General features: G+C 58.3%; 13 protein-coding genes. 10 read left to right on the plus strand and 3 right to left on the minus strand.

The features are described from left to right. The first annotated feature begins 270 nt into the window (after window positions 1–270). Window positions 271–1,497, plus strand: a complete 1,227-nt coding sequence (locus tag ABI_RS07870) for an RtcB family protein (protein ID WP_006272375.1) — start codon at window positions 271–273, stop codon at window positions 1,495–1,497. 231 nt (window positions 1,498–1,728) lie between these two features. On the opposite strand, the gene ABI_RS07875 is transcribed toward ABI_RS07870, so the two are convergent. After that, the gene (locus ABI_RS07875) at window positions 1,729–2,913 is read right to left on the minus strand and encodes an alpha/beta hydrolase (protein ID WP_006272376.1); all 1,185 of its coding nucleotides are present in this window, start codon (window positions 2,911–2,913) and stop codon (window positions 1,729–1,731) included. A 661-nt stretch (window positions 2,914–3,574) separates the two neighbouring features. Here ABI_RS07875 and ABI_RS07880 point away from each other — a divergent pair. The 6 genes from ABI_RS07880 to ABI_RS07900 all read left to right on the plus strand — a co-directional run bounded on the left by ABI_RS07880 (window position 3,575) and on the right by ABI_RS07900 (window position 13,667). Next, complete coding sequence (locus ABI_RS07880; RefSeq protein ID WP_006272377.1) at window positions 3,575–4,768, plus strand: RNA ligase RtcB family protein; 1,194 nt, start codon at window positions 3,575–3,577, stop codon at window positions 4,766–4,768. Further along, the gene (prfH, locus tag ABI_RS07885; protein ID WP_006272378.1) at window positions 4,765–5,391 is read left to right on the plus strand and encodes a peptide chain release factor H; all 627 of its coding nucleotides are present in this window, start codon (window positions 4,765–4,767) and stop codon (window positions 5,389–5,391) included. Before ABI_RS07880 ends, prfH begins: the two co-directional genes overlap by 4 nt. Window positions 5,392–5,608: 217 nt before the next feature. Further along, window positions 5,609–8,449 carry a PAS domain S-box protein gene (locus ABI_RS07890; RefSeq protein ID WP_006272379.1) on the plus strand — a complete coding sequence of 947 codons (2,841 nt, stop codon included), beginning with the start codon at window positions 5,609–5,611 and terminating at the stop codon, window positions 8,447–8,449. Between the two features lie 266 nt (window positions 8,450–8,715). Then, window positions 8,716–10,086 carry a hypothetical protein gene (locus ABI_RS07895; RefSeq protein WP_006272380.1) on the plus strand — a complete coding sequence of 457 codons (1,371 nt, stop codon included), beginning with the start codon at window positions 8,716–8,718 and terminating at the stop codon, window positions 10,084–10,086. Between the two features lie 131 nt (window positions 10,087–10,217). Next, the gene (locus ABI_RS25025) at window positions 10,218–11,780 is read left to right on the plus strand and encodes a right-handed parallel beta-helix repeat-containing protein (protein ID WP_006272381.1); all 1,563 of its coding nucleotides are present in this window, start codon (window positions 10,218–10,220) and stop codon (window positions 11,778–11,780) included. A gap of 561 nt (window positions 11,781–12,341) precedes the next feature. Beyond that, window positions 12,342–13,667: a hypothetical protein gene (locus ABI_RS07900; protein ID WP_006272382.1), complete on the plus strand. Its 1,326-nt coding sequence runs from the start codon at window positions 12,342–12,344 to the stop codon at window positions 13,665–13,667. A gap of 175 nt (window positions 13,668–13,842) precedes the next feature. Here the strand turns inward: ABI_RS07900 and ABI_RS07905 are convergent, their stop codons facing one another. Next, window positions 13,843–14,349 carry a hypothetical protein gene (locus tag ABI_RS07905; RefSeq protein WP_006272383.1) on the minus strand — a complete coding sequence of 169 codons (507 nt, stop codon included), beginning with the start codon at window positions 14,347–14,349 and terminating at the stop codon, window positions 13,843–13,845. Window positions 14,350–14,810: 461 nt separating this feature from the next. Between ABI_RS07905 and ABI_RS07910 the strand changes: the two genes are divergently transcribed. After that, a complete protein-coding gene (locus tag ABI_RS07910; RefSeq protein WP_006272384.1) occupies window positions 14,811–15,530 on the plus strand; it encodes an SOS response-associated peptidase in 720 nt (239 codons plus the stop codon). Window positions 15,531–16,350: 820 nt separating this feature from the next. On the opposite strand, the gene ABI_RS07915 is transcribed toward ABI_RS07910, so the two are convergent. Next, the gene (locus ABI_RS07915) at window positions 16,351–17,031 is read right to left on the minus strand and encodes a TetR/AcrR family transcriptional regulator (RefSeq protein WP_245531311.1); all 681 of its coding nucleotides are present in this window, start codon (window positions 17,029–17,031) and stop codon (window positions 16,351–16,353) included. A 300-nt stretch (window positions 17,032–17,331) separates the two neighbouring features. On the opposite strand from ABI_RS07915, the gene ABI_RS07920 reads away from it, so the two are divergent. Further along, entirely contained in the window at window positions 17,332–18,195 is an 864-nt protein-coding gene (locus ABI_RS07920) for an alpha/beta fold hydrolase (protein WP_006272387.1), read from the plus strand. After that, window positions 18,192–19,346 (plus strand): thiolase domain-containing protein, encoded by a 1,155-nt coding sequence (locus ABI_RS07925; protein WP_006272388.1) that lies wholly within the window; start codon window positions 18,192–18,194, stop codon window positions 19,344–19,346. The genes ABI_RS07920 and ABI_RS07925 overlap by 4 nt, the downstream gene beginning before the upstream one ends. The last annotated feature ends 43 nt before the right edge of the window (window positions 19,347–19,389 follow it).

Raw genomic sequence — 19,389 nt, forward strand, 5'->3', positions numbered from 1 at the left:
TAAATTTAGCACACCTGTTGCATTCGTAACAATCCGCCTTGACCTTGCGGCAGGGTTTAGACATACAGCCACGCATTATGACAAAACGCGCATACACCATGAACCAGTATGATCGGAGCCAGGAACTGGGTCCGGCTATGGCTGCGCGCGTTTTGACAGGAGATCCGAGACTGTAGCCGGTCGCTCTCCCCTCAAAAGCTTCGCAGCCCTTTCGACCCCCGGTCGGAAGGGCTTTTTCATTTCCGAAACACGAAATTATGGAGAATAAAAATGCAAGTGTTTCAAGGCGCCCGTGGGGGCTTGATCAAGGCGTGGATCGACGGAGTCGCCGTCGAGGACCAGGCGCGCAAGCAACTGGACAACATCGCCGCCATGCCGTTCATCCACAAGCACGTGGCCATCATGCCCGACGTCCACTGGGGCATGGGCGCGACCATCGGCTCGGTGATCCCGACCAAGGGCGCGGTCATCCCGGCGGCGGTCGGGGTCGACCTGGGCTGCGGCATGATGGCGGTGCGCACCACCCTGACCGCTTCGGATCTGCCGGACAACCTGGCGGGCCTGCGTTCGGCGATCGAGGCGCGCATCCCCCACGGCCGGACCGACAACGGTGGTGCCAACGACCGCGGCGCTTTCGGTAAGACGTCGGAAGCGTCGGACACGGCGTTTTCGGGGCTGCACGGTGAGCTGCAAAAGATCATCGACAAGCACCCGAAGATCAGCCAGGCGGCGGCGCGGGCCCCGAACCACCTCGGGACGCTGGGGACCGGCAACCACTTCGTCGAGGTCTGCCTGGATGAGAACCAGGCGGTGTGGATCATGCTGCACTCGGGTTCGCGCGGGATCGGCAACCGTATCGGTTCCTACTTCATCGAGCGCGCCAAGCACGAGATGAAGCGCTGGTACATCAACCTGCCCGACGAGGACCTGGCCTACCTGCCGGAAGGCTCGGAGCTGTTCGGCGACTATATGGGCGCGGTGTCGTGGGCTCAGCGTTTCGCCCGGACCAACCGGGAACTGATGATGACGGCGGCGCTCGAGGCGCTGTCGCTGTCGGTGCCGAAGCGCTTCACCTGCGACTGCGAGGCCGTGAACTGCCACCACAACTACGTGGCGCACGAACGGCACTTCGGTTCGGACGTGTTGGTGACCCGCAAGGGCGCCGTGCGCATCACGCCGGAGACGCTGGGCATCATTCCGGGTTCGATGGGCGCCAAGTCGTTCATCGTGCGCGGGATCGATGGTCAGGCGGCAGCCGAGGCTCTGTGTTCGTGCTCGCACGGCGCCGGGCGGGCCATGTCGCGCGCCGAGGCCAAGCGCCGCTTTACTGTGGAGGACCACATTGCCGCTACGGCGGGTGTGGAGTGCCGCAAGGACGCCGACGTCATCGATGAGACGCCGGCGGCTTACAAGGACATCGACGCCGTGATGGCCGCTCAGGCCGACCACGTCGAGATCGTCCACACCCTTCGCCAGGTTGTTTGTGTGAAGGGGTAGGAGACCGGCAGGGGGCTGCCGGATGAGGGGGCCTCCCCGGTCAATTCGGGCCGGGGAGGGAAGGCGCTTTTGGAGTTATAGGTCTGGTGTGGGGGTGAGGGACGCACCGGCGGGCCAAATCCCCCACCGTCTCATGTGCTTCCAGCACATGATCCACCTCCCCGTATAACGGGGAGGTATAAGTTATTTATATTACTGGCTTTTTCGTGAAGATTTTTGGGTTTGGCCAAGTTAGTTTTGGAACAGCAGCGGGGCCATTTCGCGCAGGCTGCGGCGCCAGGACTGGAATTCGTGGGCCGTGTTCGGTGACACGTAGAACACGCTGTTGAAGCCCGAAGCCTTCAGGGCCTCGGCATTGGCGCGCGGATCGACCGGAGGTCCGCCCGGAGGGCCGGCGCGGCCGCCTTCGAGTTCGCGGCTGCCGAAGCCGACAAAGGCCAGCTTGATCTTGTCGCGGAAGCCCGGCGTCTTGTCGGCGTCTTCGACCGAAATCGTACCGCCGCTCAGAAGGCCGATATAGGCGAATTTGTCGAGATTGGCGAAGGTGATCAGCTTGGTTTCAAAGCCGCCCATCGACAGACCGGCCATGGCGCGGTTCGGTTGATCCGACAGGGTGCGGAAATGGCTGTCGACATAGGGGATCAGCTCATCGATCATGACCGTCTGGAACGGCTTGATGTCAAAGTTGCGCAGGCCGCCCATTTTTACTTCGTTGGTCATGCCATAGGTCATCACGATGATGAAGGGCTTCGTCTTGCCCTCGGCGATCAGGTTGTCCATGATCAGGTTGGCGTGGCCCTGGTTCGACCAGGCGGTTTCGTCCTCGCCCCAACCATGTTGCAAGTACAGCACCGGGTAGCGTGTCGCGCTGTCCTTGTGATAGCCCGGCGGGGTGTAGACAAAGGCGCGGCGCTGGGTGTTTGTGCTGGGAGACGGGAACATGATCTGTTGCACGTTGCCGTGGGGAACGTCCTTGAGGGCGTAGAAGTCGGCGTCGTGGGCCGGGATTTCGATGCCGCTTTCCCAGCGGATCGAGCCGTAGAAGTTCTTCGCGCCCGGATCGTTGAAGATGCCGCCGTCGACGGTCAGGTGGTAATAGTGAAAGCCTTCGTCCATCGGACCTTCGGTGGTGCCGGTCCATACGCCATCCGCCCCTTGGGTCAGGGTCGTACCGCCGCGCCCGCCCAGGCCCAGGCTGACCTTCACGGCCTTGGCGTCGGGTGCTGTGATGCGGAAGCGGGCATATCCCTGGGAATTGACCTGAGGATATTCCTGGCCCGGCTGGTTCAGCGACGACGGCTTGAAATCCTCGATGACGGCGGGTTGAGCCGCCGGCGCGGCCGGAGGCGGGGTCTGGGCCGATACGGAGCCAGCCAGAAGCAGGGCAGCCAGAGCTGCGGTGATAGCGTATTTCATGGACACCCTCCCAAGGTGATTTTGCCGTTCGTCGTGTGGCATCGGCATTTTAATTAGTCAGACTATTGCAGGGATTTGGAGGGGCCGCAATGGCTTGGGTGGGTTGGGAGGTCATTTTTGTTATCGAGGATAATGATAATTAGAAAAACCAGTTATTTGCAGGGGGTGTGTTCCACTCACCCCGAAGCTTCTCCGCGCCTGCGGCGGTGCAATCTTACATAGATTTTCAAACTCCCTCCTCCCCATTTTGTGGGGAGGGGGACCGCGAAGCGGTGCAGGGGTATGGGTAGACGCGATTGTCCCACGGCATTTCCGGAAAAAATATCCTTACCAATAAACAGTTTAGCACGTCTCAGGCCGCAGTAAGTTACCCCTCCACCGCTTCGCGGTCCCCCTCCCCATGAAATGGGGAGGAGAAATTTCGTCACCTCAACAACCCTATGCAATAGGTCTATCGCAGGTGAGGAGGGGGACCTGGGGCAAATGCGTCACATGCTCTACCGAAGTCGCAAATATTGTTGCGTTTGCAATCATAATCGCTTATCAGGCCGGGATAGCCAGTCCCGGCAAGACCTGAAGCAGGAAAGGAGACCATCATGCGAGCCACGTTCCTGAACCGCGAAACCGATCTTCTTATCCTTACTCTTCAGGAACCAATTGCATGGGCAATTTCCTGTCAGGCGCACACGCACGCCTGATCTGTTCCGGCGGCGCAGGCAGCGCTGCCAATACCTGTAAATGTTGCGAAATCACGCTCATCGGGCGCGATCCGGCGCGCTTCGACCCGTTGGCGCTGGATCAACTGGATGCCACCGCGCGTCTGGACGGCATGGGCAAGGTTGTCGGCCTGCCCGATCTGCACGCCGGCAACGGCATTGCCGTGGGCGCCGCCTTCTGGTCGCCCGACCGCATCTGGCCGCACCTGGTCGGCAGCGATATCGGCTGCGGCATGGCCCTGTGGCAAACCAGCCTTCCGGTGCGGAAATTCCGCGTCGGCCAGGTGGACCGCCGTCTGCAAGGGCTCGATGACCCGTGGGACGGGCCGGTTGAGGACGCTCTGGCCGCGGCCGGGCTGCCACGCGAACTGGGCATGCTGTCGCTGGGCGGGCCTTCGCTGGGCACGATCGGCGGCGGCAACCACTTCGTCGAGTTCCAACGGATCGAAGAGGTTGTCGATCCTCAGCGATTTGCGGCGCTCAATGCCCAGGAGGATCGCGTCTGGATGATGGTGCACAGCGGCTCGCGCGGGCTGGGCCAGGCGATCCTGTCGGCGCAGATGGACCTGACCGGCAAGTCGGGTCTTCCGGCGGCCACCCCGGAGGCCAGGGCCTATCTGACACGGCATGACCAGGCCGTGGCCTGGGCGGTGGTCAACCGTCGGATCATTGCCGAGCGGTTCCTGAACGCGGTGGGTCTGTCCGGCGAATGCCGGCTGGATATCACGCACAACAGCGTCACCGCCTATCGTGACGGTTGGCTGCACCGTAAGGGGGCGGCGCCGGCGGATTGCGGTCTGGTTGTGATCCCGGGATCGCGCGGGGACTTCAGTTATCTGGCGGAGCCTGTCGCGGAGCAAGCGGAGGTGGCGCTGAGTTCGCTTGCGCACGGCGCCGGGCGCAAATGGAGCCGCAACGATGCTCATGCGCGGCTGTCGCGGCGGTATAAGGTGGCTGATCTGCAGAAGACCCGGCTGTCCAGCCATGTGATCTGCGAGGACCGACGGTTGATCTTCGAGGAGGCTCCGGAGGCCTATAAGGATATCGCCGGCGTTATTGGCGACCTTGAGGCGGCCGGTCTTATCCGGGTGATCGCGCGGCTTCGGCCCTTGCTGAGCTACAAGACGAGGGCATCATGACCGAAATCATTCTGCATATAAGCTCCGGCAAGGGGCCCGACGAATGTTGCTGGGTCGTTACGAAACTGGCGCAAGCCTTCACGCGCGAGGGGGCGGAGCAGGGGGTGACCTGCGACGTCCTCGATGCGGGGGAGGCGCTGCCGGCGTCTCTCCTGCTGAGCGTCAGCGGCGAAGCGGCGCCGGCGTTTGTGCGTGAGCGGATCGGGACCATCCAGTGGGTGGGCGACAGCCCGTTTCGCCCGCTGCACAAGCGGCGCAACTGGTTCGTGGGGGTGGCGCTGGCGCCGTCGCCGCAGAGCGTGCCCGATTTGCGCGAAAGCGACATCACGTTTTCGACCATGCGGGCAAGTGGACCGGGCGGACAGCACGTCAACAAGACGGACAGCGCCGTGCGAGCGGTCCACCGGCCGACCGGATTGGTGGCGACGGCCCAGGAACAGCGCTCTCAGCATGCCAACCGCAAGCTGGCGACGCTGAAACTGGCGCTGATGCTGGAAGAGCGGCGGGTGGAGGCGGGGGGGCAGGCCCGGCGTGACCAATGGTCGGCGCATCAAGCGCTGGAACGCGGTAACCCGGTGCGGACCTATATCGGGCCGCATTTCAAGCTCAAGGTGGCCAAGTGAGGTGATCGGCTGTTTCGGGGTTGGGAGGACCGCCCCGAGACAGCGCTCTGAATGAGGGGAACTGGCGGGACAACCGATGCTGCACTACACGCAGGCGTGGAGTAGTCGTGTATTTGGTGTCATGTCACCAAACTAATTAGCTAGAGGCAACCTTATCGACTTTTGATAGCATCCGTGCCTTGTTCGGTCCCAGCGATGAACCGGTTGAGACGTAACGATGCTCCGAGCGGAATATAACAAAGACGCCGCCTTTCTCCTCAAGCTCAATGACGCCTTGCGGACACAACCCGATGCTGACGCCGTCGCCAATCGGGGCATTGCGATGCTCGCAGAAGCCCTCGACCTCGACTGCTGTTATATCGCCCTGCTCGACCTGACGAACGATCGGGCGGACATGCCATATCAGTGCAGACGCAACGGCTTCGCAGCCCTGCCGCTCACCGTATCCTTGCAGGATTTTCCCGACACCATCAGCCATGCCGCAGAGGGTACGACGGTTCTGCACAATGTAAGCACCGATCCCAGGCTGTCGGATAGAGACAAGCAAAGCCTCATGGCCATCGGTCTGAAGTCGCTCGTCGTCGCGGCGTTGCGCAAGGGCGAGAACAATCCCGTGTGGGCACTCGTCGGCGTGACATCGCAACCGCGTACCTGGCTTCCGGCCGACGTCACCCTTATCGAGGACGTGGCCGAGCGGATCTGGGCAGCCATGGAGCGGGCTCACGCCGAGGCGCGCCTTCGCGAGAGCGAGTCGCGATACCGTCTGCTCTTCGAATCTATCGATTCGGGATTCTGCGTGGTCGAAGTTAATCTTGGCGACGACGGCGAACAAATCGATTACCGCGTGCTGGAAGCGAACCCTGCGTTTTATCACCAAACCGGTTTTCCCGTAGACATCCTGGGCCATTGGTTACGCGCGGCCGCGCCTGGCCTGGAAGAGCATTGGTTCGAAACCTATGGCCGCATCGCCCGCACGGGGGAGCACGAACGGTTCGAGCATGGATCCGCCCTGCTGGGCCGCAGGTTTGACGTGTATGCCTTTCCCGCCGGCGGGCGTGAGGGGCGGCGGGTTGCGATCCTGTTCAACGATATAACGGCGCGCCGCAAGGCAGAGACAGGTCTGCAGGAAAGCGAGGCGCGATTCCGTAATATGGCCGACCACGCGCCGGTCATGACCTGGGTCACAGACGCGTCGGGCTACTGCACCTATCTCAATCGCGCCTGGTACGAATTTACGGGCCAGACTAAGGGAGAGGCAGAAGGTTTTGGCTGGCTCACCGTTACACATCCTGACGACAAGGCTCGCGCCGATGAGGTGTTTCGCCAGGCGAACGAAGACCAAAAGCCGTTCCGTATTGAGTACAGGTTAAGGCATGCCGATGGTTCCTACCGCTGGGCGATCGATGCAGCAGCGCCGAGATTCGATCAGGACGGACAGTTCCTGGGGTACATTGGTTCGGTCATCGATATCAGCGAGCGCAAGGAGGCGGAGTTGGCGCTTCGCGAGCTCAATGACCGGCTCGAGAGCCGCGTGGCGGAAGCCCTCGCCGAACGGAAGGTCTTCTCCGACGTGATCGAGGGGGCAACGGCGGGCGTAACGGCACTTGACCTGGGCTACACCATATTGGCGATCAACAAGTCCAGTATCGACGGTTTCGAAGCCGGCTTCGGCAAACGCCCCCGCGTGGGCGACAATTTTCTCGAATTGTTCGCCGGTATGCCCGGTCATCTTGCCCAGCACCGCGAGATCTGGTCGCGCGCCCTGACCGGCGAGGACTTTTCCGTCGTCCAGGCTTTCGGTGAGGAACATCGCGCCCGCCGCTATTTCGACGTTCGTTTCAGCGCCCTTCGCGACCCGGCTGGCGCGGTGATCGGGGCGTCCAGCACGTCCTACGACGTAACGGAAAAGGTTCAGGCAGAACGCCAACTGGACATGGCGCAGCAACAGCTGCGGCAATCGCAAAAGATGGAAGCGATGGGGCAGTTGACCGGCGGCGTCGCGCACGACTTCAACAATCTGCTGGGCCCCATAATCGGTTCCCTCGACATGCTCCAGCGCCGCGGCGTAGGCGGCGAACGCGAACAAAGGATGATTGCGAACGCCTTGCAGTCCGCCGATCGCGCGCGGGTGCTCGTCCAACGGCTACTGGCCTTTGCACGGCGTCAACCGTTGCAGGCGGAGGCCGTCGACGTCAAAGGGCTGATAGAGGGGATGGCGGATCTGGTGGCCAGCACGTCCGGCCCGACCATTCGTGTCGAACTTGACCTTGCGCCGAACTTGCCAAGCGCCCGCGCCGACGCCAACCAGCTGGAGATGGCGCTGCTCAACCTGGCCGGCAACGCGCGTGACGCCATGCCGGACGGTGGCCGCCTTGTCATTGCGGCGGCGCAGGAGGTTGTCGAGGCCGGCCATCACCGCGCCAACCTGGCGCCCGCGACCTACATACGCCTGTCCGTGTCGGACTCCGGCCTTGGCATGGACACGTCGACCCTGGCGCGCGCCGTCGAACCTTTCTTCAGTACCAAAGGCGTCGGCAAGGGGACGGGCCTCGGGCTGTCGATGGTTCACGGGCTTGCCGGGCAGCTTGGCGGCGAGCTGGCGATTTCCAGCAAGCCCGGACTAGGGACCCGGGTTGAACTTTGGCTTCCGGTCAGCGAAGACGCCGCCGAGCGGTCAGCGACCGCTGCAGTTGCGGCTACGTCGCACGGATCGGGAACGATACTCGTCGTGGATGATGAGGACCTGGTGCGCGCTACCACGACCGATATGCTGACGGAATTGGGATACAAGGTCGTCGAGGCCGCGTCGGCGGAAGACGCCTTGCACGTGCTAAGAGATCGCCACGACATCGACATGCTTGTAACCGACCATTTGATGGCTGGAATGAATGGTACGGATCTTGTGCGCCAAATGCGCGCTGAGCGTCCGGATCTGCTTACTTTGGTCGTGTCGGGGTACGCCGACATCGAGGGCGTAACGCCCGATATCGCGCGGCTCGTCAAACCGTTCCGCCAGACCGACCTCGCCGCGGCGATCAAACAGCTGCTATCGTCCTGAGCGAAGTGCGCGCCACTGTCCTGCGTGGGTGAAGCCAGGACGCCGGCGGGCGGCGAGCGTCCGATGACGTACCTCACCCTTTCAAGGGCCAACACGTCAGCAAATGACTCTGCCCCCTTAATTCCCCGGAAGGTGGCTAAGTGAGGCGATCGACTGTCGCGGGGCGGGTAAACCTGTTCCGTGACGGTTGCGCCATCATTGCCAATAGCAACGGTCTTGCCTGTGGCCTTTTACCGTGAGAAGGTGTGGTTAACGGGGAGACGCCTATGCGCGGTATGATATCGGGATTGGCCGTCGCGGCGGTCGTGATCAGCCTGGCTGGGACAGCTGGCGCGGCAACGGTTCAGGCGCAACTTCGTTTTCAGATCAAACCCACGGCGGCCGATCCCGCCTGGGCGACGCCCGGCGCCAAGTTTGAGAAGATGGGCGAATGCGCCTATATTTCGGGCCGGGCGGTCGCCAGTTGGCCGCAGCGCGTTGCGCTGGCCAAGGGGCAGGCGACGGCGCCGGTGTTCAATCCGGGCTTCCCTCAGCCGGATGGGACCTATCTGCCCAATAGCGCCGACGACGGTTTCAACACCCTGTTCTATCCGATCGAGGCCGTCGCGGGCGTTAAGTCTGTGGTCTGCCGCGGCACGATCCTGGCCAATGGCGTCGACGTCACGGCCGACACGCCGGGGCGCGTGGCCGCTGCCTCAGCCGAGACGATTGGCAAGACGGGGCCCCTGATGGTCGCGCCGGAGCTCGACACCGCGCGGCTGGCCAAGGTGGTCACCGACGGGGGCACACCGACGCCGACCGGTCCGATTCCCGGCGTGACCGTGCCGTCACCGTCAAAAACGGGCGGCGGCCATGTCAACTATATCAATGGCAAGTTCGACTTCGAAACCGGGACCTATGAGGGTACCAATGTCGGGGGCAATACGCCGTGGTCGGGCGCTGGACCTCGCGATATCCGCCAGGACGGCTACAAAGATAAGGTGACGATTAAGCCTTTGACAGGGGCGCACTTCCTGGCCGGAGGGCCGTCGGCGACCGCGCGTGGCTATCTGGGGTGCCATAAGGCCGCGTTCGGCGCGTCGCCGAACCAGGTCAAGGTGGGCGAATATTACTGCTTCCGCACGGTCGAGAACAATCTGGTCGAGATCGCCATTCAATCGGTCAAGCCGACCAGCAATGAGAGTGCGCCCTGGCAGATCGATTTCGGCTACAAGCTGTGGACCACGCCGCCGTTCATGTTAGGGGCCGGCGGCGTCACCCTTACCTTCCTGCATCCCAAGCTGGACGTCGAAACCGGGGTGCTGGAAGGCAGCGGCCCTGAGGCTGGATCGGTGCCAGCCTACGCCGGGCCGCGCGATCTGAGGCTGGACGGTTACAAGGCGGACGTTACCTTGAGAACCCTGAATGGTGCGCAATACGCCACCAGTGGGGCGATGACGACGGCGCCTAGCTATAGCGGTTGCAACGGCAAGTACTACGGTAGTGAGGTGCCGGCGAAGGTCAAGGCGGGCGAGTTCTATTGTCTGAAAACCGGCGAGGGGCATTTGGTCGAGATCAAAATCAACGCGATCAAGGAAACCTCCTATGCGCCAAACGCGCCCTACGAGGTCAGTTTGAGCTATACGGTGTGGAAATAGTCTTGGCGATGTAGGTGTCCTGAAGAGTTGGGGATTCCGGATCGTGTCACTGAAATGCATTCAATTCATTCGATTCGGCGTCGCCTTTATGCAGAGAATATAAGTTATTTTGGGAGCTTTCGATTAGTCTTATGCAGAAAGAACAAGGTGCCACTGAGAGCTATGGAGTGCAGGTAAGCGAGGATTATAAGATATGGTGGAAGCGTTGGCACAAAAGTGATTACAGCTGGGATGGCCTCTTAAATAAGCAATTATTTTTTCACTATGATCCAGTGGGTAGACATCACGACAGTATATCTCACCAAGATTTGTATAGAGGTTATGGTGAAGAATTAATATATGCGCCGGATGGCCGTCTTTTTACGCCATTACACTTACCTGTTTACTGGCTTGCAGATAAAGAAAAAGATGTATGGATAACCACTCGGAAGTATTTTTGGCGAGAATCTGATTGGCAGAAGTTCGAGCAGAAAGCATATTCAAATTTTAATTTCGTAAGTGGTGAAGAAAAAATAAAGGTCCTTAAAGGGCCTATGGAATTTACCGGATATTTTCCACTGGAAGGCGTATCCGTTCGTGATTATTTCTTATACCTTTTGGCGGGATTGGAAAAAGTAACTGCTTGTCATTTTGTCGATGAATTCTCGATTAATAATTTTTCCAACATAGAGATTTCAAATTGTATATTCGACAAAGATATAAAATCTTTTTCACAACATGAGCGCGCGGGTGAAAGTAAATATGTAAAGATAGAAAGGTCTTATATATCTGGAGGTGTTTCAATATCTGGTGGATGTTACAGTGATCTAAAAATTACTTCATGCAACGTCAAGCACATTGCAATATGCGGCGCTAGCGTAAAAAAGGCGCGGATTCGTTGTACCATTAGAGAGCCGCGTCATTGTGACTTTAGTGACACAGAGTTTCTAGTGTCGCAAGGGGATAGGATTGATTTTAGAGGGTCTGGTCTTGGCTTTGTTGGTGCATTTTATACGTCGAAAATTGATGGTGGCTTAGAAATAGACCATTCGATCGATAACATTTCGATCGATAGGTATTATGGAAAATTTGTTATTGACGGTATATTGAGTGCAACACGTGGAGTTTGGCGAAATTGGCCGCCGCTGAGTTTGGATGGAAAGAAAAGACTAGAGCGCTCTCAAATGCTGAGGCGCCTAGAAGGTGGAGCTTTACTTCTAAAAAACGAAATGATGGCGAGGAAAGATGAAGAGTCTGCTCATCTATTTTATCGATTTGAACTTTGGGCTCGTGCTTATAATCCATCCACTGACATTGGTACAAGGCTTGTTCTGAAAATTTACAGGTGGGTTTCTCGATATGGGAACGATATTTTGAGGCCAATACTTTGGTCTTTTCTTCTATCTTTTGTTTGTTCTTTGTTCTATTTGTTTATATTTACGATTAGTATTGGTTGGGAATTTGCATTTAGTTTTCGATGCTTTAATTATTTTCCTGACGCCTTTTCTTTCTCGGTGGGGCGTCTTGCTCCTGTCCTCCCGTGGGACATAAAGGGCGCTGAGATCCCTGGATCCTTGGACTACTCACTACGCACCTCCCATGGCTGGGTTGGCGCTATCTCGCGCTTTGTGGCCACCTTTCAGACTTTTGTAACTGCGGTTCTCGTTTTTCTATCTGCTCTTGCCGCGAAAAGGCGGTTCAAAATGTCGGACTGAAATCTAGCCTATCATGATTGATTGTTGCTGCGAGTCTAACGAGTGGATAAACACCCCTTGGCCTTCTCATTCTGTTGTATATTATTGATTAAATTGATAGTCTCGTTAGTCCCTGGCGGGGCTACCTGCGATCTCTGGCGTGCGCCACAGTGCGGGTTGGCGGTAGATCTATTCCCGTGGTATGGACTGACGTGGCGAGGATTGGGCCGCAAAGCTATTTAAAAGCCTTTCGCAGCCATAGGCTGCAGCCGCCCAGGCTTTAGGTTGCGATTTTTAGTGCTTTTTGGCTATTGCCGAGTGATTTGTCCCGTGCTTTTTAAAGCTTTTGTATCGGCTCCACCCCGATGCAGCCCAACGGACATTTAGTTCGAAAATTCGGTACGATCAAAGGTTGCGAACGCCGTTGTTGGAGTCGACGGGTCGGTCGAGCGGGATATGTGGTGGATTGAAGGAAAACTTCCTTCTATCGTCGGAAATAGCTTCCATTTGACCATCGCACATGTCTGAGTTCTAAGGTGAAATGATTTTCTTTGTGTTTTCTATGCGATCGATGGGTGGCTTATGATTGAAGTTAACAGTGTGGAAGATTTTGTTTCTGCGATTAAACAGTGCGACGCCTCTATTCGCCATATTTTACGCCGAACCAAAGCAGTTCATAACGATACCGTTGGAAGTGACTATAATGCAATTGTCGGAGATTTGCTCAATCATGCTGAGACAACGAGGGGGGTATTAACTAACATAAGGCAAAATGTTAGACTTATGCCACATCGTGCGGACGCATTAATTGGTAAGTTAGATAATGCGGTTTATATGTATAAAGGCTTAAGAGAATTGTCTGCTTTCAGGAGTCATGTCGAGTTATATGAAGTGAATGTTCCTGCGGATATTTCTGAGCATATTGACAAAATTGGCGTATCTATGGGGCGTGTTTCCATGGGGCAGTTGTTGAATCTATCAGATTTATTGATTGCTGGTATGAAAGATTATGTTCTCAAGTTAATTAAGCCACCCGAAGTCGACGGAATGTTCGCGGAAGGGCAGGACGAATTAGGCCGTCCTGCAATAACGTTTACTCCTTCTCAAATTTTGTCTCCAGTCAGATTTGTTTTCATTGACGGTAAGATCGAAGTAATTCCGCCCAACAATAAAGATCCCAAAATTACGGAGGAGGTGGAGGGAATAAGAAATTACATATTAAGTGAATCTAACATGGTTTTAAAGGCTATGGCCGGCGGTAACTTGGATCCAAGATACATAGATTTTGTAAAAAATATTCGCGACCAAGTTTCTCGAGAAAATATTGATGTATTTTTTCTTGGTACTCAGTTGTGTCAAGCGCAATCCTATATTGATACTGTCGAGGACAATAAACCTTACAGTTCATTCGTGTTTTATGTCAGTTTTGTTTCAAATGCAATGCGTTACTGTACGACATTCAATGACTGGAAGAGTTTTATTGCATCGGAGTATACGGAAATTGATTTTGGGGATGTCTTGAAAATCAAGAATATCTTGATCGACTTCTTGAGGCAAGCTTCGGGTACGGGATTTCCTACTTCCATGAAGGTGCTTGAGGAAGTTGGCCAAGTCTGCGCATGGGATGTATATCCCGATACAAGTATTAAGTATTCAAAAAGTGTTAGAGCTATTTGGTATGTATATATTACAACATGTTACAATCTTATTGCTGCTGCTTATGGAGAGATATTTAAAGGTACGTTTGGGCGGCAAGATCTAATAGAGGCAAACATAAATAAGAAGGGTTTGTCGGCTATTGCAGCTCGTGCAGTGTCCGATGCGGAATCTTCACAGGAAGTTTTTGCTAAGGTAAAGAGTGCCGCGTGGATATCTGGTGCAACGCCGGTAATTGCAAAGTTACTGTAACGAAAATCGGTGAGCTGATAACTTCGTGTAGGCGAATATAGGATGCTCAGATGGCGGGTCTGCCCACCAACAAAACTCCGGTCCTCCGTGAAATCTGCGCTGAGAATAAAGGGGCAAAGACGATAAGTCGTCACGTAGGTGATGCGGCGCGCTGCAGCAGTACAGACAACCGCGATCACGGCCTCTCCCGCTCAATCGTAACCCGCCCCTTACAACTCAACCGCCGACACACGGACGCGTCCTCGATCTGCTGGACCGTCCGGGTGCCATAGCGGGCCTCTTCAACCAGGCGACGGACCTGGTGGACCACGGACAGGCCGCAGGCCAGGCAGGTGCCGCGCAGCTTGTCATAGGGCTTCATGTCGTACAGGCGAATCTGGGTTTTCCACGGCTGGTCGCGGCTGTCCAGGGCGCGCAGAATGTCGGCGAAGGCGCCGTCGTCCTTCATCTTCATCCGCCGCTCCTTCGCGTGGCCTTTGGATTCGCTTTCGCCGTGCCAGACGTCGAGGACCTTCGGGGCGTAGGGCTGAAGCGGCTGGCCGTGGGCGTCGTAGCGATAGCCGCCGATGTGGAAGATGTCCGGGTTCTTGCTGTCCTTCATGGCGATGCAATAGGTGTCGCGCCGCCCGGTGAAATCGCGCACGCCTTCCAGGTCGACAAAGAAGCCGTCTTTGATCAGCATGTCACCCTCCCAAGGCCTAGTTCCCGCGCGGCGGTGTGTATGTTCTTACTTTGTTCTCATTAGTGGGTAGGAGTCAAGTGAGGCTGGCCGGTCGGGGCCTGATCGTGACACGGACGTTCTGAGGTTTGTGTCTTTTCGTGTCGCCGCAAGGCGGCGGGTTCGTGGTGTTCGTGTTGAGATCTTGGGGAGGTGAGGGTTTCCAGGGCAGTGGGGGAATCGCTAAGAGGACCCCTCCGTCTCGACGCGCTTCGCTGGCCTTCGGCCTGGCTTCGCTTGCTCGCCACCTCCCCATCTTCGATAGGGAGGAGAAGATTTGGCGAGACAGTGGCCGTCAACTTGAGAGGGCGGCCGTTTTGCGGAGTAGGGGTGATCGCCATGACAATTCGTTCTTAGTTTGTTCTCATTGCCGGGGACGAGTCAAGCGGGTAGCGTCGCAGGCTGGGGATGCCGGAGCCGCGACCATGTGCAATCTGTACAGCCAAACCACGAACGCCCAGGCGATCATCGATTTCGTCAAGGGATGGAAGGCGGTTCGTGACCGGGCCGGGAACCAGTTTCCGATCTCCGGGATCTTTCCGAACTATGACGCTCCGGTGCTGCGCGCGGTGGAGGACGAGCTGGAGCTGGTCATGGCCAAGTGGGGCATGCCGTCGCCGCCGTTCGCGCTCCAGGGCAAGAAGTCCGACATCGGGGTGACCAATGTGCGCAACACCAAGTCGCCGCATTGGCGACGGTGGCTGGGGGTGGAAAGCCGGTGTCTGGTGCCGGTGACGTCGTTTGCCGAGCCGGATCAGGTGTCGGGCTCCAAGGTCAATCACTGGTTCGCGTTCGGCGAGGCGCGGCCGTTGTTCTTCTTCGCAGGCGTATGGACCAACACGACGCGGCAGGTGCGCGTGTCGGGCGATCCGGTGGCGGGGGATTTCTATGCCTTCCTGACGACGGAGCCGAACGCTGAGGTCGGGGCGGTGCATGAGAAGGCGATGCCGGTTATTCTGACGACTTTGGACGAATGCCAAGCGTGGATGACGCTGCCGTGGGCGGAGGCGCAAGGCTTGCAGCGGCCTTTGCCGGATGGGGCTTTGCACGTTGTAGCGACGGGGGCCAAGCGCGACGGCCCCGGCGAGGCGACGCAGGCCGAGCCCGGGCTACCGGGCGGCGATGTCCAGGGGACGCTGATTTAATCGCGAAGTTCGTGTCTTTTCGTGTCGCCGCAAAGCGGCGGGTTCGTGGTGTTCGTGTTCAAATCTTGCGGCCTTCGGCCTGGCTCGTTCGTGCGGTCCTTGCGCTTGCGAGGATATATCTTGGCTACGCTCACCTACGCACGAAGAAGAACGCGGGGAGGCATAATTCGACCCCACGATGATCTTGACCCATATTTCCTGAAATACTCGAAGATGCCGGGCGGCCGCCCGGCGTGAAAAATCGATCAATCCGGGTGTCGGCCAAATTCATGTACAAAAGTTACATTTTCGCCTTGACTTTGAAATGTATATTTAGTACATTTCAGCTCTGGGGTCTCGGCCAGCGTCTGACATCAAGGCGATTGTCAGTCTGTTGATCGGGAGCCTCAGCTGCCGGGGATAACCCGTGGTGCGCACCATGATGACTGTCAGCTCCAAATGCGGGGTGATGGCGCCATCTGGCGAACCTCTACGGGGCGAACCTCTACGGGGCGGACGGAAGTATAGGCGCGCCTCCACCCAGGCCGCAGCATACCCCTCCATCGCCGGCAAGTGATGCGGTCTTTGACATTGTGAATCAAAAACATCTTCCCGAGTTAGGCCACAACGGTTGAAGACTGAGCCCAGCGGCGGCCAGCTGTGGCCAACGGCCTGCCCTCGTGTATTTCCGATTTTTGGAAGGGGCTATCTGGAAACAGGGGATGAATCTTTGCGATAACGCCAAGGGAGGGCGTTTTCGCAAAGCAGATCCACAGATTACACAGATTACACAGATTGGATCTTAATCTGTGTAATCTGTGTAATCTGTGGATACCTTCCCTTACTCTGCGCTTCGCGGCAACGCCAGGAAGGCGCCGGTGAAGACGGTGACGAGGTGACGGTAGGCGTCGACCGCGTCGCCCGACTGGCACAAACCGCCCGACAGACGGTCGATCCGGCCGGTATCCGCCATCGTCAAGGTCAGGGCCCCCGTCAGCATGTGGTAGGCCCAGTACATGTCCTTGGCCGCCACGCCCGGGACGGCGACGTGCAGGGCTTCGATGAAGCGGGCAATCAAGGTGTCAAAGTGCGAGGTCATCATCCCCGCCCATACCGCTGACGAATTGACCTCTGCCACCAGGCGGCAATAGTTGCGCCAGCCCGGATCCTGGGAGCTTTGGGCGGTTTTGACCGGGCGGACGAAGGCATTCAGGATTTCTTCGACGCGGATGGTGCGGTTTTCAGTTTGGGCCGCGGTGAGGGCCGCGTCCAGCTCGTTGCTGCGCTCCTGGTTCAGGACCTCGGCGCGGCGCAGGAAGACGGCGTCGAACAGGCCGCGCTTGGAATCGAAATAGTAGTTGGGCAGGGCGACGTCGACCCCGGCCATGTCCGCCACCTGACGGACCGTCACGCCATAAAATCCGCGTTCGGAGAATAGGGCCTCGGCGGAATCCAGCACCAAATCACGGCGGCTCTGGAGGCCGGCAGCTTTGGCTGAGGCGGCTTTACGCGGCGCTTTCACAGAAATGGTACCTTCCCTCGTTTTTTCCATCCTGTGACACGACTCAAACGGAACGGTCAAATTTTCAATGATCGTTGAAAATATGTTGACACTCAACGGATGTTGAAAAATAGTAACTCTACAAACAAGATAAAGCGGCTTAAGTAGGTCGCCGGATCGAAGTGCTTTCGTTGGAACGGTCAGAGAAGCGGCGCCATCGGTATACCCCTCCGTCGGCTTCGCCGCCACCTCCCCACACGTGGAGAGGAGGACTTGGTTCGAGCTGAGGTCTAATCGTTCTGAAAAAACAGGGAGTGGGCGGTGGACGCCATCTACAGCGATATCTGGTACCAAAGCGCCGACACGCGACTGCGGTTGTATGCACGTGATTATGGCGGCAGCGGCATGCCGGTGCTGTGCATGCACGGGCTGACGCGCAATTCGGCCGATTTCGAGTGGATCGCCGCGCACCTGGCGCAGCGGTATCGCGTTATTTCCGTCGACCAGCGCGGCCGCGGCAAGTCACAGTGGGACAATCAGCCGGCACATTATACGCCCGGCGTCTATGTCCAGGACATGTTCAAACTGCTCGGGGAACTGGGGATCACGCGCGCCGCGCTGATCGGCACTTCGATGGGCGGGCTGATGAGCATGATCATGGGGGCGTTTGCGCCGCAGATGGTGATCGGCATGGTGATCAACGATGTTGGGCCGGAGTTGGATCCGGCCGGGTTGGCGCGCATCGCCGGCTATACCGGCAAGGGTGTGGCCGTGGCCAGTTGGGAAGAGGCGGCCGCCCGGGCGCGTGAGACCAACAGCGTCGCCTTTCCGGATTATCACGACGACGACTGGCTGGCCTTTGCGCGCCGGACCTATGAAGCGCGGCACGACGGCAGCATCGCCCCGGCCTATGATCCGGCCATCTCGCAGGCCTTCGCGACGCCAGAGCCGACCGTGGCGCCGCCCGATCTGTGGGGGATGTGGGACAAGCTGGAAGGCTTGCCGATCCTGGCCGTGCGCGGTGAGATTTCTGACCTCCTGTCGGCGGAGACCTTGAAACAGATGGGAGAGCGTCATGTTGGCATGCACGCCGTCACCGTGCGTAACCGCGGCCATGCCCCCATGCTGGACGAAGGTGAGGCCGTCACCGCCATCGAAACCTTTCTGGAAGGATTGGAACCATGAAAGCTGCCATTGTCGGTTGGGGACACACCCCGTTCGGCCGTCTCGATATGTCGCTGGAAGACATGATCCAGGCCGTCTCCCGTGAAGCCCTGGCCGATGCCGGGTTGACGGGCGAGGACATCGACGCTGTCTGGCTGGGCAATTTCAATGCCGGCATGGTGCCGGACGGGTTCTGTGCCTCGATGATCCTGGGCGCCGACCCGGGCCTGCGGTTCAAGCCGGCGACGCGGCTGGAAAATGCCTGCGCTTCGGGTTCGGCGGCTTTGTACGCGGCCATGGATGCGATCGCGTCGGGGCGTGTGAAGGCGGCCCTGGTCGTCGGCGCTGAGAAGATGACCGCCGTCGACGGTGCGACGGTGACGCGGGCCCTGGGCGCGGCCAGTTATCAGCGCGAAGAGGCCGGGATGAGCTTCCCGCAGATCTTCGCCCAGTTCGCCCTGGCCTATCAGGCCAAGTATGGCGATCCGACCGAGGCCATGGCGCATATCGCTACCAAGAACCACGCCGCCGCCGTGCACAATCCGTTCGCCCAACTGCGCAAGCCGCTGGAGCTGGACTTTTGCCTGCACGCGTCGGACAAGAACCCGATCATTGCTGCGCCATTGAAGAAGACGGATTGCTCTCTGGTGTCGGACGGGGCGGCGGCGATCGTGCTGGTGCGCGAGGATATGGCGGGTGATTTCAAGCGCGCCGTCGGTTTCCGCGCGGCGCAACAGGTCAATGATTTGCTGCCGCTGTCGGCCAAGGACATGACGGCGTTTGAAGGGCCGCGGCGGGCGTTTGCCAAGGCCTATGAACAGGCTGGGGTGTCCGTCGGCGATATCTCGTTCGCCGAGGTCCACGACTGTTTCACCATTGCTGAGCTGCTGTCGGTCGAGGCCATGGGGCTGGCGGCGGCCGGGAAGGGGCGTGAGCTGGTCATCGACGGCGGGACGGGGCGTAACGGCCGGCTGCCGGTCAATATGTCGGGCGGGCTGAAGGCCAAGGGCCATCCGGTCGGCGCGACCGGGGTCAGCATGCATGTCATCGCCGCCAAACAGTTGACCGGTGAGGCGGGTGATATGCAACTTCATGATCCCAAGCTGGGCATGTGTTTCAACATGGGCGGCGGGGCGGTCGCGAATTACGTCTCCATTCTGGAAAGGCTGTAAGGGCACCATGATTTGGATGAAGAGATTCCAAGCCGTCAAGAGG

Source organism: Asticcacaulis biprosthecium C19 (assembly GCF_000204015.1).
In the GTDB taxonomy this organism is placed as follows: domain Bacteria; phylum Pseudomonadota; class Alphaproteobacteria; order Caulobacterales; family Caulobacteraceae; genus Asticcacaulis; species Asticcacaulis biprosthecius.

Bases quoted from the DNA above. Each gene is read 5' to 3' on its own strand.
- ABI_RS07925 (WP_006272388.1), top strand. From the start codon at position 18,192: ATGAAAGCTGCCATTGTCGGTTGGGGACACACCCCGTTCGGCCGTCTC.
- ABI_RS07910 (WP_006272384.1), top strand. From the start codon at position 14,811: ATGTGCAATCTGTACAGCCAAACCACGAACGCCCAGGCGATCATCGAT.
- ABI_RS07905 (WP_006272383.1), bottom strand. From the start codon at position 14,349: ATGCTGATCAAAGACGGCTTCTTTGTCGACCTGGAAGGCGTGCGCGAT.
- ABI_RS25025 (WP_006272381.1), top strand. From the start codon at position 10,218: ATGCAGAAAGAACAAGGTGCCACTGAGAGCTATGGAGTGCAGGTAAGC.
- ABI_RS07890 (WP_006272379.1), top strand. From the start codon at position 5,609: ATGCTCCGAGCGGAATATAACAAAGACGCCGCCTTTCTCCTCAAGCTC.
- ABI_RS07875 (WP_006272376.1), bottom strand. From the start codon at position 2,913: ATGAAATACGCTATCACCGCAGCTCTGGCTGCCCTGCTTCTGGCTGGC.
- ABI_RS07900 (WP_006272382.1), top strand. From the start codon at position 12,342: ATGATTGAAGTTAACAGTGTGGAAGATTTTGTTTCTGCGATTAAACAG.
- prfH (WP_006272378.1), top strand. From the start codon at position 4,765: ATGACCGAAATCATTCTGCATATAAGCTCCGGCAAGGGGCCCGACGAA.
- ABI_RS07895 (WP_006272380.1), top strand. From the start codon at position 8,716: ATGCGCGGTATGATATCGGGATTGGCCGTCGCGGCGGTCGTGATCAGC.
- ABI_RS07880 (WP_006272377.1), top strand. From the start codon at position 3,575: ATGGGCAATTTCCTGTCAGGCGCACACGCACGCCTGATCTGTTCCGGC.
- ABI_RS07870 (WP_006272375.1), top strand. From the start codon at position 271: ATGCAAGTGTTTCAAGGCGCCCGTGGGGGCTTGATCAAGGCGTGGATC.